Origin of the sequence: Neobacillus drentensis, from assembly GCF_036966985.1 — a bacterium.
Lineage (GTDB): Bacteria > Bacillota > Bacilli > Bacillales > Cytobacillaceae > Neobacillus > Neobacillus drentensis_E.
Map to the genome: position 1 here is coordinate 1 of NZ_JBALSN010000438.1, position 15,246 is coordinate 15,246.

The window sequence follows — 15,246 nt, forward strand, 5'->3', positions numbered from 1 at the left end:
TTAATGTTTGCGCTTGAACTAGGAGGAAAAGAATATGCTTGGGATTCTACTCCGATCATCGGGTTGTTTGCAAGCTTCTTCGTCTTTTTTGTAGCTTTCTTTATTGCAGAAATAAAGGCTGCTGAACCGATTCTACCTCTTTGGCTATTCAAAAGACGCTTATTTGCCACCTCGCAAATCTTATCATTTTTATATGGCGGAACGTTTATTATCCTAACGGTATTCATCCCAATCTTCGTTCAAGCGGTCTACGGCGGGTCAGCTAAAAATGCAGGATTGATTTTGACGCCAATGATGCTCGGCTCTGTTGCGGGGAGTTCTATCGGAGGGATTTTCTTAACGAAAACCTCCTACCGTAATTTAATGATTGTTTCGATTATTTCCTATGCTCTTGGCATGTATTTCCTTGGAACGTTGACGGTGGATACAGCCCGCTGGCTGCTGACCATCTATATGATTTTGGTTGGCTTTGGGGTCGGTTTTTCATTCTCCTTGTTGCCGACGGCATCTATGCACAATTTGGAACCGCAAAATCGCGGCACTGCCAACTCCACGAATTCATTTTTGCGGTCTTTTGGAATGACACTTGGCGTAACGGTTTATGGCTCCCTGCAAAACAACCTGTTTGCTGATAAATTAAAAGAAGCATTCAAAGGTATGCAAGGGGCGGGAGATTTTAAAATGGGCGATCCACGCCAAATCTTCCAAGCGAGTGAACGCTCGAAAATTCCTGACTTTATCTTGGATAAAATTATTCATGCCATGTCCGCTTCGATTACACATACCTTTTTACTAACTCTGATTCCGATTGGGATTGCGGCGGTTACAATCTTTTTCATGGGCAATGCCCGGGTAGTAGTTAGTAAGAAGTCTGCGAAAGGATAATAAATAAGCACTTGGGCGTTGTTCGTTTCGTGCCCCAAGTGCTTATTTTTGTTATTCTGCAAACTTACCGGCCATGTAATCACGGTAGGCCTGACGAATTTCATCTTCGGTGTTCATGACGAAAGGCCCTCTAGCAACGATTGGCTCGTGAAGTGGTTTTCCTGCATATAGCAATACACGAAGGGGTTCTTGGGGACTCTTTCATTTTATTCGGATCTAATACCATTCCAGCTGTATGGATCGGACTATGCTGGTGATGCTCTACTGTCCACACACGCTCCATACTTCTTTGAAAAATGTCGCTCATTTTCTGTAACCTCCCTAGCAACTTCAAGATAATGGTATCGTGATTGGGAAGCTTTATCAAATTAACAAATTCGGAAACCGACGGATTTGGTGAATCGCCGATTGAAAAGCAAAATTCGCTGATTGAACAGATAAATTCGCTGATTGAAAACCCAAATTCGCCGAATGACTAGAGAAATTCGCTGATTGAATTATATTCGAAAAATATTTTACAGGAATCGATAAAATTCGGCAGGAATTTCAATCAACATATTAGAATTTTATACTTAAAATGAGAGGAGTGATAATTTTGGTAATAAAAGAAAGGACAAAACCATTGATTTTGCTTATTTTAGAGGCTTTACTCCGGCGTCTTCCCTGCAGTCACCAAAAGTACCAACAGATACTAGATGAGCATGGGAGGAGACAGGCCGGTTACATCGGTGAGAAATCGCTCGATTACTATTATCGCGAACTTCCACATCAAAAATATATGATCCTCCACGATTTAAACCTTCCTGATGGTGACTACAACTGCCAAATTGACACCCTACTTTTAACACCTGAATTCGCCCTTGCGATTGATGTCAAAAATATGGCTGGAAAGTTAATTTTTGATACAGATAATGAACAGTTTATTCAGATCAACAATGGGAATGAAAAAGGATACCCCTATCCGATTACGCAGGCAGAAAGACATCAGAAGTACTTACAGAAACTTCTTGCTGCACATCATTTCCCTCCCGTTCCGGTTGAATATTTAGTGGTCATCAGTAATAGTTATACTTCCTATGCTGTAACAGGAAAAAATGCCCACAAAGTTAAACCTCGAGTTTGTAAGTCCGATGTCTTCTTAAACAAAATTACCCTTTTAGAAAAACAAAATTCGAAACCGCTTTTGACCTCCAAGGAAATCAAGAAGCTTTGCCGCCTCCTAGTGAAGATGAACACCGTTCCGACAAGCTATGTATTGAAAAAATATGATATTCACACATCAGACTTGTTAACTGGTGTCCACTGTCCTACCAACTCTAATCATTCCCTTATTCGTAAAAAACAGAATTGGTATTGCCCTTCCTGCGATGCTTTTTCAAAAGACGCACATATTAACGCACTGAAGGATTATTTTCTGCTATTTGGTCCGACGATAACCAATAAGCAGTTTCGGGAATTTGCTCATATAAAATCACAAGATACAGCAAAAAGAATACTGCAATCCTGTAACCTGCAATTTTCTGGGAATAACAGATACCGTTTTTACTTTCCGAAGACGATCCCCTGGTATTAGTTTTCAGTGGAAAATCAATAAAATATATCATTCGCCGATAGAATGGCAAAATTCGCTGATTGAACACATATATTCGCTGATTGAAACCACAAATTCGCAGATTGATTATAAAAATTCGCTGATTGATACTACTTCAGGTATCAAATTTGCGTAAAAACCACTAAAGGACACCTAAATTAGGTGTCCTCAATCAATAACTCCACTTTTTATACCTCAATGTCCTTCCCTTCTTCAACAACATGGAACAATAAATGGGCTAAATGATGAATTGGGCCATATTCTTCTTGGTCTTCATCATCAGGTTCCTCGTTAAATTCCATGTCATTTAAGAACAGTGCCATGAATTCGTAAAAGTCCTTCAATTGGAAGGAATAGCAACCGACTGGGTCTTCATTGTCTTCTTCATAATGCAATACCATATATGAGAGGTCCCCGTCCTCATCTTCTGCATCAAAAAACACAAATAGGCCAATGTTTGTGTCGAGCTCGAATAAATGCCTAGTCCCACCTTCTGTTGCTTTCGTAAAATCGTCCTGGTTTAGTTTTTGAATTTGCATACTATCTACATTATCTTCTTGATGGAATCCGACAACAAATGATTTCATGATTTCCTCCTTAAAACTTCACAGAAATAAAAACAACACATGCTTTTATCTTGCCCTACTCCTAGTTGGTTTCATTCTTTCTATCTTAAAATTTATAAAACAGCATTAATCACAATGCTTATCTTCTACTTCAGTGTGCTCATTTAGGAATGGATTTTCACTTGGAGCAAAATTCACTGACTGTAGACTCATAATTGGCTCAAGTCCATAAAGGTCCTGGGAGGTTTTACTTTCATATTCGGTCAGAGATTGCAGTTTTTCCCCTTTTTTCATACTACGCACCTCTTCATAATCATATTTTCCTAGTATTGTCTCCGTAATTATTGAAAACATTCAAAGCATAAAAAAATCCCTGATAATTTCAGGGATTTACAATCAGCCAATCGGGGGTTGAATTGGATGATTCAACACATTATCTTCTGTCGAAATGGCCACATCACTATTTGACGTTGACACTTTCACATCCTTAGCAGTAGTGAAAAGTGCAACCAATGAAATCGAAAACAATAGGACAACAAACTTTTTCATCAAAATTGCCTCCTAAACTTAAATTATTTTATTTAAATATTTTACTGCATCAATAACCATACCCTTTTGAGTGTAATAGTCGGCAAGCATTTTATAAAAATGCGTTAAGTCTTCGCTATGTTCATTTTCCTCTTCCAGGTAAGGAATGACCTTCGCTTCTAAATATTTGAATGCTTTTACAGGAGATGTTAGATGAAGGAGAAAATAGTCTGCTAAGATTCGGTATTTTTTGACGGATAGTTCTTTTGATAGTAGGTTTACTTCTTGGAAACAAAGTTTCGCTTTATCAAATGATTTGAGAGAATGGTGAAGCTCCCCAATTGCATATAGAGTTACTAGGTAATGCTGGTTTTTGTTTGGCTGCAGGGCCAAACTCTTTTCATAATAGAATAGTGCTTCCTTTGCATTTTTCATTTTAAATTGCAAATGGCCCATATTGTGATAAATTTGGGGAAGTAACTTATCTTTTCTTAGTAATTCTGCATTGCGGATTAAATGTTGAAAACACTCTTGTGCTTCTTCGTAAATATTGGAATGGGTATAATTAATACCTAACAGCATAAGTGTGTGGAGTATTCTGATGAAGTTGTGCTGGCTCATGAATATTTGCAGTGCCATTTTTCCGAAATGGATGGCATGTCCTGAAAGCTCTAGAGAACTTTTTACAAGAGATCGATGGTACAGAAATTCACCACTGGTTGTTTCTTTATTGTTTTCTGTATGTAAGGTATCGAGGATTTCATCTGCATTTTGATATTGACCCTTCCACATTAAGAATATCGCATTAAAATAGCGAAATAAATAGTCTTCATGTTGGGAAAAATTTTTCTTTTGCTTATATAAAAGTGCACGTTGACCATCAGCTTCATCCACTTGGCCTTTAAAAATTAAATAGCGGAACTTATATAGTTCGTAGATATAAATATATTGAGAGAATGGAATTAGGTGTTCAATTTCCATAAGTTTTTGATAATATTCTTCTATTTCATTTCTAAGATAAAAGTTAATCTTCTCGTCAAGACCTTTTAATAAGGATTTGATTTCTTCTTCCTGCTCCTCTATCTCTTCCAGGCCGATATTTAGACGCTTTAGTAAAAGAGAGATCGTCCCTTCATTTGCTTCTTTTGAGTTGTTTTCAATTTTACTTAAATGCGGGACAGAACAAATTCCCTTTGAAAGCTCTGCTTGTGTTATTCCCCTTTGCGTTCGATAAAATTTAATCAGGGCTCCATATTCCATATTGCCACCAGACTAACCTTTCTTTCTTTTTCTTTCATTTTACATCAAACAGTGTACTCCCGATAGTTTTTTTCATATTATTTCAAAAATTTAGACTTTACGATAAAGAGCCATCAGGTACAACGCCCTGATGACCCCTTTCAAGGATTTACTTAACCCTCGGAAAGCCAAAGCCTGATGCGTAATCATCACCTGTTGCTGATCCGCCCCCGCCCAGAATATCATTACTCCTTGCACGATTTTGGAACTCTGATCGAAGCTGGCTATTTGTTAGGGAAGGATTAGCAGCCCAAATCTTTGCAGCAAGCCCAGATACGTGCGGCGTTGCCATCGATGTGCCACTAATGGTGTTGTAACTTCCATCATTCCAAGTAGACTCAATTGCCCTTCCTGGTGCAGAAACCTCCACATCCCGCTCTTGAATTACAAAGTCACCATCAGTAGTCGGATTTCCACGTGATGAAAAATCGGCTACACGATAGGTTCCATTTTCCTGAACGTTTTCCAGGGCGGCAACAGCCACAGCATTTACTAGTGCCCCAGGATAGCCAATCGTGTTGGTTCCAGGTCCGTCATTTCCCGCAGCAGCAACAATTAATACACCTTTTCCATAGGCATAATCAACTGCACTTGAGATAAGGGAATCTTTCACGCTAGACCCAAGCGACATCGATATAATCACATGTGATCCAGTTCGTGTTGCTTCATCTGCTGCTTTTCGAATGGCCGCTGCAATATCATCGGAATAGCCACTGCCACGGTTGTTTAACACTTTATAGGACCAGAGCTCTGCTTCAGGTGCTACCCCGTAAATTCCCTGACCAGTTCCGCCGTTGGCCAAAACCGTTCCGGAAACATGCGTCCCGTGCCCATTTCCATCCGCGCAACTTCCCTCAACCAATGAGACTTTATTTTGGGAAAAATCCTTACATTGTTCAACATTGCTCTTTAAATCCACATGATTTACATTGACACCCGTATCAAGGACCGCTACCTTAATTCCGTTTCCACCTGAAGTTCTCGCAATCGCTTGATCATTATAAATGGCTTGAATGCCCCATGGTGTTTGATCACTAGGACCTGAAACTGCTGTCCCTCCTGGCTTTGCCGCTAATTCTGTCTTAGATATAAATTGTAATTCTGGTATTCTCTCAATGGATAAATTCTTGTTATTTAGTAGGGCTTGATATTGTTGGGCATTCACAGTGGTAGTAAACCCTTTGCTTGCGAAATCCCAGCGGGTTCCGAAGCTAGCCTTCGCTTTTGCCTTTTCAGAAGCGGGACCTTGAATTAACACCCGATAAGTTTCTTGGCCGTTTGTTTGCTGTCCGAATGCAGCGGTCGCAAACATTGAAATTCCCATGATGAAACTAAGTAATACAGATCCTACTATTCTCTTTTTCTTCAATAAAACATTCCTCCTCCAACCAAAGTAAAAGCCAACGCTGATACTTAATACTATTCAAAATATCACGATTACATATCAAACGAGCAAACTAAAAAGTTGGGAAAATTTTTAGTTTTTAATAAAAAAACCAGCCCACTGAAAGGACTGGTTTCTAAAAATATTTCTTTTTCCAAAAAATAAAAGCTGTTAAACTCGTTAAAAATGCAGAGATTACTAGTGGTATGGCATACGAATGGGTAGCGTGCTGCAAAGGAATATCAACATTCATCCCATAAAAGCTCGCCACCATTGTTGGGAAGGATAAGATAATCGTAATCGAAGTCAAGAACTTCATGACGATGTTTAGATTATTGGAAATAATGGATGCGAAGGCATTCATCATTCCGGTTAAAATGGACCGATAGGTTTCGGCCATTTCAATCGCCTGGGTTTTTTCGATAATTACGTCTTCTAATAAGTCCTTGTCTTCTTCGTACATTTTTAGATAATTAAATCGCAGGATCTTATCGAGGACAACTTTATTTGACTTTAAGGAAGTTGTAAAGTAAACCAAACTTTTTTCTAATGCAAGAAAGGCGAACAATTCTTTATTTTTTAATGACTGATGAACGACATGTTCAATTTCATTTGTTTTCTTGTTAATTTGTTTTAAGTAACGTAAATAATACGAAGAAATAACGAATAATATTTGCAAAGCAAAACGTGTCTTTTTAAACGTGAAAAACTCTTTTACTCTGTTTTTCCGAAATTCTTCTAAAATGGGGGTATCCTTTAATGAAACCGTTATGATACAGTCATCTGTTAGAATAATACCGATTGGGATGGTTTCATATCCAGCAAAGCCATTTTCATCATGAACGATATAAGGAAAGTCGACAATGATATACACGCGGCCATCGTCTCGTTCAATCCTTGGACGTTCCTCATCATCGAGAGCATCTTTGATGATATCTACATCGACTTGGGCTTCCATTGACACCTTATTGATTTCTTCTTGGGTTGGGGAATACATATTAACCCAGCACCCTTTTGATATTACATCAACTGTTTCTAAAACTTTTGTCTCTGTACTTTTAAAAATTTCCAGCATGATTTAACCTCCTCACTCACTTTGTTCGAGGAAGCCAACAACCTTTTCTAGAGTTGATATTCTTGCTATTCATTTCAATCCATTCAAAGATCACATTGACTTCCCCACACCTACTACTTGGGTCCGGGTCTACGGAATAACTCAAAAATATCAACTCCCTCTAACTTTTTTTATTTCCTATCCTATCATAAACCCTAATCACTTAAAGTACAAAGGAGTTTTTCTGAATTTATTCATCTTCTGCAAAAAAGGGATTTAAATGAATCAAAACTTCCTGAATGTTATCGTTCTTATCCATCAGTTTTTGCTTGATTGCTTTTGCTAAATCATGTCCTTGTTTGATGGTTTTATAATGATCAATCGAGATGCGTAAGTCCACCAATACATAATGACCAAGTTCCCTCGCTCTAATGCGGTCAATTCGTTTTACTTCATTGAATTCCTTCACAACTGCCACATATTCTTGCAGTGTCTCTGTATTAATGTTCCGTTCCAGTAAGATATCAAATGCCTCGGTTAACATTTCTTTAGCAATTTTAAAAATTAAATAAGCGACAAAAATACTGGCAGCCTTGTCTCCGTATAATAAAAAATGAATATCAAACCGGCTGCCAGCAATCGAAAGGAGCACCCCGATTGCAGCTGCAATTGATGCCACAATATCTGCTTTATGATCAAATGCAATGGCCTCAATGGCTTTACTTTTATTTTCTTTTGCTACTTTTAACGAACTTCGATACAAAATAACCTTAGTCACATAGGAAAAGAGGGCCACCCACATCGCCACAAAGCTCGGTGATTCCACTTCATGAAAGAAACCGCTAATCCCTTCATAAACCACATAAATGGCAACAAGAAAGAGCAAGATCCCAATAATCCCAGAAACAATGACTTCTGCCTTTCCATGTCCATATGGATGTTCATCATCGGCTGGCTTATTAGCAATTTTTATGACTAATAGGACAATTACTGAAGCAAACACATCTGCCGCTGAATGAATCCCATCTGCGAAAACTGCGTCACTATTTCCAACCAATCCAATGATTATTTTTCCTAATGTAAGAATAATGTTACTAATTACACTAATCCAGGCCACTTTTTTAGCCAAAGTTTCTCTCATTTCCATAATAAGTAAACCACCTTTAAAAATACCTCTAGAAATCATAGCAAATGCATCCATGATGGGTCTAGAGAAAAAGTCTTGCCCGCTTCAAGCTATGTTGCAGTCAGTCAAAATATGTATGTCCTTATCCTTCCTGGCCTTCTATTTCTCCTTTCACCATTTCCACTTCTTCAACTACAGATATTTTGTTAATTTGATCATGAAGAAAATGAAACGCCTCATCTAATTCTTCTCGTGATGGAAACTCATTTTTTTTGTTCATTACGGTACCTCCATTTAGATTTATTTTTTATTAGGAGTAATCCTGTTAAAAAAAGAAAAAAATACCCTTGTATCAAACATTGAAAGGGAGGAATACAGGATGGACAATAAGAATCAGAAAGCAAATCCTAAGAAAGAATTGGCAGGCAGTTTCTATCATCCCAGTTATTATCAAGAAACGGATGATCTATCTGCCGGGATAGCAACTACACATGAGCAAGCCAGTGACACATATACTGAAGGTGAAATTGGGGCGGTCATTGATGATGTAAACGGTAAGGATATACCGATCCCACAAAAAGGCTACGATAAATAATAAAAATCAGAGAAAACAGCTCTCGCTATGGAAGCTGTTTTCTCTTTTTGTGTCCCCATTATTTATCATCATCTACGTAAGGATCGTGTTCAAAGGCGGGTAAATCACCAAAACTGGTCATGATGCCTTCTTCGTCTAGGGCATCTTCGTAACTTTCATGCTGCGGATTTGGATAAACCTTGATATTATTTCCATACATGTCATTTCCAACAAAATTTTCATAGTCCTCGACATAGCTAATATTTTCGTCTGCTTCAGTGTAGATATCACTATAACTATCCTGTGGNNCGGCAACAGTTTGCCAAGAATCTTCTGCATCAAAAGCAACGTTCTCATCTTTTTCATCCATATCAAACTTACCAAATGGCGGCATCAAAACGCCTTCTTCCACGGGGCGTTTGTGTGAAGTAACCTGATCGGGGCTGTGCTCAATACAATAGGTTGTATTTGGCAATGCCTGTAAACGTTCTAAAGGAATCTCCTTACCGCATACTTCACAGGTTCCATACGTGCCATTTTCCATTGCTTCTAATGCGTGATCTATATTTCTAATTTGAAATTGATAATGTTCATTTAAAGCAATATCTTTCTCCCGCTCATATAATTCTGTCCCTTCATCTGCTGGATGGTTATCATAACTGGATAATTCCCCCATCGACTCATGAAAATGACCTCTTTCTAAACCAAAATGGTCATTCTGTTCGATATGTTCTTTTACCTCACTTTTTTCTTGTAACAATTGTAAACGTAACTCAGCTAATTGCTGTGTCGATAACATGTGCTAAACCCCTTTCAATGAAAAGCGCTAAGTATCTTGCTCCATCTATTTCACCTTTATATTTATTGTTTTTATCTTTCTCTTCTATTTTCATTTTTTTCGTGGTTGATTATGTAATGAAAATTTAATTCCATCAAAAACCTAACTGCAGGATTGTTTATTAACTGAATAAGAAATGGACAGGAGTGTATCTTAAGAAATATCCAAACTAGGAGAAATGAGGAGATTATGTGGTTAATGAAAACTTTGACAAATTCAGACAAGAGCAAAAGGAACATCAATCAACTTATTTAGGAGGAAACAGAAACCAAAAACCCGGGCTTAATGATGCAGAATATAATAATCAAGATAATACCGACAAATCACCAGGCGCGACGGGTAGAGATATATAGAGAAAAAGGAGGGTTTCGATGAGTAAATCCGGCGGGAATGAGAAGAGCGACATGAAATGGTGGCAACTTTCTTTGTTTGGCGTGGGTTGTACGATTGGAACAGGTTTCTTCCTTGGCTCAGGCTTAGCAATTAAAATGACAGGTCCATCGATCTTAGTTGCCTTTATGATTGCTGCCCTTGGGACATATTTCGTCTATGATGCATTATCCAAAATGACGTCCCAAGAACCCTTACAAGGCGGGTTTCGATCGTATGCGAAGAAAGCCTATGGCAGGTGGGCCGGATTCAGCAGCGGTTGGGTCTACTGGTCATCAGAAGTGTTAATCATGGGAAGCCAAATGACAGCGCTTTCGATTTTTTCCCAATTTTGGCTTCCAAAAATCCCCTTATGGATATTTGCTACTATTTACGCAGTATTAGGACTAGTAGTGATATTAATTGGAGTAAAGGTCTTAAATAAGCTCGAAAATATACTTGCAGTCTTAAAAATCTCAGCGATATTAATGTTTATTGTGATTGCATTTCTCGCCATTTTTGGGGTGATCGATGGTGATCGTCCTATTCAGTATCCGAATACCCAAAAAGAAATTATGCCCCATGGACTGAAAGGCTTGTGGTCAGCAGTCATTTTTGCTTTCTATGCTTTCGGGGGTATTGAAATTCTTGGATTAATGGCAACCAATTTAAAGGATCCCAAGGAAGCTCCAAAAGCAGGAAAAGTCATGTTGTTTACACTCATGATCATATATGTAGTATCGATTGGTCTTGCAGTCATTATTGTCCCTTGGAATCATTTTAACACAAAGGAAAGTACCTTTGTTGTCGCTTTAAATGCATACAATCTTTCCTTTGTTCCTCATTTTTTTAATGCAACATTAATTATTGCAGGATTTTCAACAATGACTGCTTCTCTTTACGGCGTAACAAGCGTGCTTGTTACTCTAGGGGAAGAGGGTGATGCACCTGCATGTTTTTCAAAGCCAGGGAAATTAAAGGTCCCGCTGGCATCCCTTCTTATTACCATGTTAGGAATTTCTGCCTCAGTTGTTTCAGCCTTAGTTCTGCCTAATAAAATTTATGAGTGGGTTACCACGGGTGCAGCCTTAATGCTCCTTTATAATTGGCTCTTTATTCTGGCATCCTCTCGAAAAATCTTAGAGTTAAAGCTGAAGGAAAAAATCATGTATTCCATTGGCGCCCTGTTTATTTTAATTGCCGTCAGCGGTACTCTTTTTCATGAAACAAGCAGACCTGGCTTTTTTATTAGCTTGGCTTTTCTTGGTATCATCGGAGTGATTACCTTATTCATGCAGTTAAAATGGAAAAAGTCGAAGAAAAAAGTGCTTAGCCCATGGCCGACTGCTTAGTAATAAACAACAACAAAAAGTCATAGAAAAGGCCTCCTCAAAAGTTCATTACTTGATGACCTTTTGAGGAGGCCTCCGTTTATGAAACAGAACTTAACTTATAGCCAGATGGTGATAAGCAATATTCATATTTTTCCTAAGTTCATTAGGGTGATTATGATAGACAACTTCACCTTTATTAAGAATATAAACATCGTCAGCAATACTTAAGGCGGTAGAAATGTTTTGCTCGACTAAAAGCATCGACATACCTGATTCCTTTAATTTTAAAAGAACATCCATTACTTCTCCGACCATTAACGGGGAGAGCCCTTCTGTCGGTTCATCAAGGAGGAGAATTTTTGGATTCCTCATTAACGCCCGGCCAATGGATAGCATGGATTGCTCACCGCCGCTTAAATTTCCGGCATGTGTCTTTTCTCTTTCCTTTAACCGCGGGAATAGATCAAAAATCCGTTCCAAGCTCCAATCCCCATGGTTTTTATTAGCGAAAACACTTAAATTTTCATGTACAGTCAGGTTGGTGAAAATCCTTCGTCCCTGGGGTACAATCCCAATGCCTTTATTGGCAATTTGGTGGCTTTTCAATTTTATAACATTTTCCCCTTCAAATACGATATCACCTTCTTTTTTGGTGACAAAGCCAATGATTGAATGAATAGTCGTTGTTTTTCCCATGCCATTCCTGCCTAGCAGCGTTACCACACTTCCCTTTTTCACCTCTAGGTTGACTCCATGAAGGACATGGCTGGCACCATAGTAACTATGAACACCATGTAATCTAAGCATGGGTCATTTCCTCCTTTCCCATATAGATTTCTTTTACGTCAGGATTTTCTCTTACCACTTCAGGGCTTCCGTCCGCTATTAATGTCCCGGCATGAAGTACAATCACTCGGTCCATATTACCAAATAACACCTCGATATCATGTTCAATCATCATAATTGTTACCTCTGACGATAATTTATTAATTAAAGCAATGATTTGATCCGTTTCCACTTGAGACATCCCAGCAGTCGGCTCATCCAATAAAAGCAGCTTAGGTTTACCCGCAATGGCCATAATAATCTCAATTTGCCGTTGGACACCATAAGATAAATCTTTGACCTTCAAATGGCTATATTCTTGCAATCCCCACTCATAAAGGAGTTTTTCTAGTTTTTCAAATAGGGAAGGATAATTTTTCTTATTCACTTGTTTCCACCATTGGGTATGTTTTTTATTGATTCGTTGTAAAACTAGCAGCAAATTCTCTTTTACAGTTAAGCCCATCATTAAATTGTTTTTTTGGAATGTCCGGACAATTCCTTGCTCTGTCCGTTTATAATTAGGCAAGCGATTAATCGGTTCTTCATAATAGCTAATCGTTCCCCCTGAAGGTTCTAAATCTCCGGCAATCATATTAAATAAAGTTGATTTACCAGCACCATTGGGTCCAATCAGCCCCACTCGTTCTCCTCTGCTGACTTCTAATGTAACATCCTCGATCACCTTAATTCCGCCAAAATGTTTTGAAAGGCCTTTTAGCGAAAGAATCTTTTCCTTCTTCATCCAGCTTCACCTATCCATCCATTTTAGTTTCTTGCTTCATTTGGATTATTTTCGATGTCTCATGTTCAAGCTTTTGGCGTTTAAGTAAAGTTCTTTTTAGACTATTAAAAATACCGACAATTCCATTAGGGGCAAATATAACAAATAATATAAAGGCAGCCCCAATAATCATCATCCAATTTTCTGTATAAGAACTAATAATGGTTTCTAAAATAACGATAAAGGCTGCTCCAATGACTGGACCCCATAACGTTCCAACCCCGCCGATTAATACCATGATTAACACAGACCCAGATGCCGTCCAATAAACGTCATTTGGCGAGATAAATCCGTTAAATACAACATATAAACCTCCAGCTAACCCGCCAATGGTACCAGCAATTAAAAAGCTAATGTTCTTATATAACGCCGTATTATAACCAATTGATTTCATCCGTTCTTCATTTTCTTTAATACCAATAAAAACAGTTCCTAATGGGGAATGTAAAAATCGGCTCAAAATGAATAGAAGAATGGCAATCACAACAAGGATAAAGTAATAGACAAACACTTGATTTGAAAGCCTGAGGCCGCCAACTAAATCTACCGGTGCGATACCTGATAATCCGTTCGACCCCCCGGTAACATTTGTCCATTGATAAACAATAGAGTAAAAGATTTGTGAACAGGCAAGTGTAAGCATTAAAAAATAAAATCCATGTGCTTTAGTAGAAAGCAGGCCAATGATGAGTGCTAATAGAAGGGCAAATATAAGCCCTATTCCAATTGTGATAAAAATGTTGGTGCTGAACTTTAGTGCAGCTAAGCCCGTTGCATACGCACCAGCACCGAAGAAAGCGGCATGACCTAATGAAACCAAACCTGTCTGCCCAACTAAAATATTTAAGCTAACAGCAAAAACACTAAGAATAAGTATTTCCGATAAAATATTTACGTAATAAATAGATAGAAAGAATGGAACAAGAACCATTAACAAAAATAATAGTGTTCCTTTGACTGGACCCTTTTTCATTACGCCACCCTCCTGCCAGTAAGACCTTGCGGGCGAACCACTAGTACCAATGCCATTAACGCAAACGTAATAATTAAACTTAATTCAGGTACGAAATAACGGCTAAAAGTTTCAACAAATCCTACTAGTAAACTGGCAATAAACGTTCCCGTAACCGAACCTAGTCCGCCAACTACAAGTACGACTAGAGACAAAATGAGAATTTGGAACTCCATTCCTGGAAAAACTCCTAAAATCGGTGAACCTAGGACACCGCCTAAACCAGCCATTAAACTTCCTAAGAAAAAGACGCACGTAAATACAAAGTGTATGTTAACTCCTAAACCACCAACCATTTCTTTATCGGACAATCCTGCTCGGATCACAGCTCCCCATTTTGTTCTTTCCTGGGTATACCATAAGAAAACAGCCATTACGATTCCAATCAAAATTAAGGCTAGGCGGTACGCTGGAATGGCATGACCAGCAATTTCCACAGACACATTAAGTGCAGCCGGCGGGTTGACAACTAGAATATTTTTTCCCCACATCATTGCAAAAATGTCATGAAAAATATACGCCAAACCAAAGGTTAATAACACCTGCGAAAGATGCCCGAGCTTATATGTAGGCCGGAGCATAACAATTTCCAATACTAAGCCTATGATCGCAATTAGAATCGGTACTGCCATTAAGGCGACCCAAAATGGCAAGCCTGCTGCCATGATTAGCGAGTATCCTATATAGGAACCTAGTACGTACAAGGAACCATGTGCCAGGTTTAAGACGCCCAATATACCAAAAACTATGGTAATCCCACTTGTGATAATAAAAAGTAATACTCCATAGCTTAATCCATTCATCAATTGTAGAAGAAGAGCACTCAAATGTTTAGCCTCCTTATCCCTAATTTTTAGGCTCTGTTAAACTTGGCTGTTGATTTCCACTCCAGGCACTTCGCTTTCCGCGGGCGGTCCGGGGAGCCTCCTCGGCGCATGCGCCTGCGGGGTCTCCCCTGCCCCGTTCTCCCGCAGGAGTCATCGTGCCTTCCGCTCCAATCAGCAGGGTGCTTAATATATAACAATATGTTTTAACATAGCTTAAAATTACATTGGTGCAATGACTTCCCGGTTGCCC

20 protein-coding genes and 1 pseudogene are annotated in these 15,246 nt (G+C 38.7%); 5 read left to right on the forward strand and 16 right to left on the reverse strand.

Translation table 11 applies throughout. The features are described 5' to 3' along the window. The coding region (locus V7659_RS24485) for an MFS transporter (RefSeq protein ID WP_335542743.1) at positions 1-885 on the forward strand (885 nt) is incomplete at its 5' end. 51 nt (positions 886-936) lie between these two features. Here V7659_RS24485 and V7659_RS24490 read toward each other — a convergent pair. Both V7659_RS24490 and V7659_RS24495 read right to left on the reverse strand, forming a co-directional pair. After that, positions 937-1,077, reverse strand: a pseudogene (locus tag V7659_RS24490) (pirin-like C-terminal cupin domain-containing protein); the annotation flags it as partial. Beyond that, complete coding sequence (locus tag V7659_RS24495) at positions 1,016-1,192, reverse strand: hypothetical protein (protein ID WP_335542744.1); 177 nt, start codon at positions 1,190-1,192, stop codon at positions 1,016-1,018. The gene V7659_RS24495 and the pseudogene V7659_RS24490, both read right to left, overlap by 62 nt. Positions 1,193-1,480: 288 nt before the next feature. Here V7659_RS24495 and V7659_RS24500 point away from each other — a divergent pair, with 288 nt between their 5' ends. After that, a complete protein-coding gene (locus tag V7659_RS24500; RefSeq protein WP_335542745.1) occupies positions 1,481-2,458 on the forward strand; it encodes a nuclease-related domain-containing protein in 978 nt (325 codons plus the stop codon). A gap of 206 nt (positions 2,459-2,664) precedes the next feature. Here the strand turns inward: V7659_RS24500 and V7659_RS24505 are convergent, their stop codons facing one another. The 8 genes from V7659_RS24505 to V7659_RS24540 form a co-directional block, all read right to left on the reverse strand. Further along, positions 2,665-3,063 (reverse strand): cytosolic protein, encoded by a 399-nt coding sequence (locus tag V7659_RS24505; protein WP_335453505.1) that lies wholly within the window; start codon positions 3,061-3,063, stop codon positions 2,665-2,667. Between the two features lie 105 nt (positions 3,064-3,168). Continuing rightward, positions 3,169-3,336: a hypothetical protein gene (locus V7659_RS24510; RefSeq protein WP_335542746.1), complete on the reverse strand. Its 168-nt coding sequence runs from the start codon at positions 3,334-3,336 to the stop codon at positions 3,169-3,171. A 102-nt stretch (positions 3,337-3,438) separates the two neighbouring features. Beyond that, positions 3,439-3,591, reverse strand: coding sequence for a hypothetical protein (locus V7659_RS24515; RefSeq protein WP_283875626.1), 153 nt, complete (start codon positions 3,589-3,591; stop codon positions 3,439-3,441). Positions 3,592-3,609: 18 nt separating this feature from the next. Continuing rightward, positions 3,610-4,830: a tetratricopeptide repeat protein gene (locus tag V7659_RS24520; protein WP_335453500.1), complete on the reverse strand. Its 1,221-nt coding sequence runs from the start codon at positions 4,828-4,830 to the stop codon at positions 3,610-3,612. A 148-nt stretch (positions 4,831-4,978) separates the two neighbouring features. Beyond that, positions 4,979-6,238 (reverse strand): S8 family peptidase, encoded by a 1,260-nt coding sequence (locus V7659_RS24525; protein WP_335453498.1) that lies wholly within the window; start codon positions 6,236-6,238, stop codon positions 4,979-4,981. A gap of 151 nt (positions 6,239-6,389) precedes the next feature. Beyond that, the gene (locus tag V7659_RS24530) at positions 6,390-7,328 is read right to left on the reverse strand and encodes a magnesium transporter CorA family protein (RefSeq protein ID WP_026567945.1); all 939 of its coding nucleotides are present in this window, start codon (positions 7,326-7,328) and stop codon (positions 6,390-6,392) included. A gap of 229 nt (positions 7,329-7,557) precedes the next feature. Beyond that, entirely contained in the window at positions 7,558-8,454 is an 897-nt protein-coding gene (locus V7659_RS24535; RefSeq protein ID WP_335453494.1) for a cation diffusion facilitator family transporter, read from the reverse strand. Positions 8,455-8,575: 121 nt separating this feature from the next. Continuing rightward, entirely contained in the window at positions 8,576-8,713 is a 138-nt protein-coding gene (locus V7659_RS24540; protein WP_335453492.1) for a hypothetical protein, read from the reverse strand. Between the two features lie 99 nt (positions 8,714-8,812). Between V7659_RS24540 and V7659_RS24545 the strand changes: the two genes are divergently transcribed. Next, positions 8,813-9,028, forward strand: coding sequence for a YozQ family protein (locus tag V7659_RS24545; protein ID WP_098572791.1), 216 nt, complete (start codon positions 8,813-8,815; stop codon positions 9,026-9,028). A gap of 58 nt (positions 9,029-9,086) precedes the next feature. Here the strand turns inward: V7659_RS24545 and V7659_RS24550 are convergent, their stop codons facing one another. Beyond that, complete coding sequence (locus V7659_RS24550; RefSeq protein ID WP_335542747.1) at positions 9,087-9,806, reverse strand: yteA family sporulation protein; 720 nt, start codon at positions 9,804-9,806, stop codon at positions 9,087-9,089. 230 nt (positions 9,807-10,036) lie between these two features. Here V7659_RS24550 and V7659_RS24555 point away from each other — a divergent pair, with 230 nt between their 5' ends. Together V7659_RS24555 and V7659_RS24560 are read left to right on the forward strand one after the other, a co-directional pair. Next, positions 10,037-10,198: a hypothetical protein gene (locus tag V7659_RS24555; protein WP_186328846.1), complete on the forward strand. Its 162-nt coding sequence runs from the start codon at positions 10,037-10,039 to the stop codon at positions 10,196-10,198. 18 nt (positions 10,199-10,216) lie between these two features. Further along, entirely contained in the window at positions 10,217-11,566 is a 1,350-nt protein-coding gene (locus V7659_RS24560) for an amino acid permease (protein WP_335453487.1), read from the forward strand. A gap of 93 nt (positions 11,567-11,659) precedes the next feature. Here the strand turns inward: V7659_RS24560 and V7659_RS24565 are convergent, their stop codons facing one another. From V7659_RS24565 to V7659_RS24585, 5 genes are all read right to left on the reverse strand, one after another. Next, entirely contained in the window at positions 11,660-12,355 is a 696-nt protein-coding gene (locus V7659_RS24565) for an ABC transporter ATP-binding protein (RefSeq protein ID WP_335453485.1), read from the reverse strand. Next, positions 12,348-13,118: an ABC transporter ATP-binding protein gene (locus V7659_RS24570; protein WP_335453483.1), complete on the reverse strand. Its 771-nt coding sequence runs from the start codon at positions 13,116-13,118 to the stop codon at positions 12,348-12,350. The genes V7659_RS24565 and V7659_RS24570 overlap by 8 nt, the downstream gene beginning before the upstream one ends. 10 nt (positions 13,119-13,128) lie before the next feature. After that, positions 13,129-14,130, reverse strand: a complete 1,002-nt coding sequence (locus V7659_RS24575; RefSeq protein WP_335453481.1) for a branched-chain amino acid ABC transporter permease — start codon at positions 14,128-14,130, stop codon at positions 13,129-13,131. Continuing rightward, positions 14,130-14,996 carry a branched-chain amino acid ABC transporter permease gene (locus tag V7659_RS24580; RefSeq protein WP_335542748.1) on the reverse strand — a complete coding sequence of 289 codons (867 nt, stop codon included), beginning with the start codon at positions 14,994-14,996 and terminating at the stop codon, positions 14,130-14,132. The genes V7659_RS24575 and V7659_RS24580 overlap by 1 nt, the downstream gene beginning before the upstream one ends. Positions 14,997-15,015: 19 nt before the next feature. Continuing rightward, positions 15,016-15,246 (reverse strand): hypothetical protein (locus V7659_RS24585; RefSeq protein WP_335542749.1); only part of this gene is annotated, 231 nt, incomplete at its 5' end.

What these genes read in the sequence shown, in the direction of transcription:
- V7659_RS24540 (WP_335453492.1), bottom strand. Translation starts at nt 8,713, where the DNA reads ATGAACAAAAAAAATGAGTTTCCATCACGAGAAGAATTAGATGAGGCG.
- V7659_RS24575 (WP_335453481.1), bottom strand. Translation starts at nt 14,130, where the DNA reads ATGAAAAAGGGTCCAGTCAAAGGAACACTATTATTTTTGTTAATGGTT.
- V7659_RS24515 (WP_283875626.1), bottom strand. Translation starts at nt 3,591, where the DNA reads ATGAAAAAGTTTGTTGTCCTATTGTTTTCGATTTCATTGGTTGCACTT.
- V7659_RS24505 (WP_335453505.1), bottom strand. Translation starts at nt 3,063, where the DNA reads ATGAAATCATTTGTTGTCGGATTCCATCAAGAAGATAATGTAGATAGT.
- V7659_RS24545 (WP_098572791.1), top strand. Translation starts at nt 8,813, where the DNA reads ATGGACAATAAGAATCAGAAAGCAAATCCTAAGAAAGAATTGGCAGGC.
- V7659_RS24510 (WP_335542746.1), bottom strand. Translation starts at nt 3,336, where the DNA reads ATGAAAAAAGGGGAAAAACTGCAATCTCTGACCGAATATGAAAGTAAA.
- V7659_RS24570 (WP_335453483.1), bottom strand. Translation starts at nt 13,118, where the DNA reads ATGAAGAAGGAAAAGATTCTTTCGCTAAAAGGCCTTTCAAAACATTTT.
- V7659_RS24520 (WP_335453500.1), bottom strand. Translation starts at nt 4,830, where the DNA reads ATGGAATATGGAGCCCTGATTAAATTTTATCGAACGCAAAGGGGAATA.
- V7659_RS24495 (WP_335542744.1), bottom strand. Translation starts at nt 1,192, where the DNA reads ATGAGCGACATTTTTCAAAGAAGTATGGAGCGTGTGTGGACAGTAGAG.
- V7659_RS24565 (WP_335453485.1), bottom strand. Translation starts at nt 12,355, where the DNA reads ATGCTTAGATTACATGGTGTTCATAGTTACTATGGTGCCAGCCATGTC.
- V7659_RS24560 (WP_335453487.1), top strand. Translation starts at nt 10,217, where the DNA reads ATGAGTAAATCCGGCGGGAATGAGAAGAGCGACATGAAATGGTGGCAA.
- V7659_RS24530 (WP_026567945.1), bottom strand. Translation starts at nt 7,328, where the DNA reads ATGCTGGAAATTTTTAAAAGTACAGAGACAAAAGTTTTAGAAACAGTT.
- V7659_RS24535 (WP_335453494.1), bottom strand. Translation starts at nt 8,454, where the DNA reads ATGGAAATGAGAGAAACTTTGGCTAAAAAAGTGGCCTGGATTAGTGTA.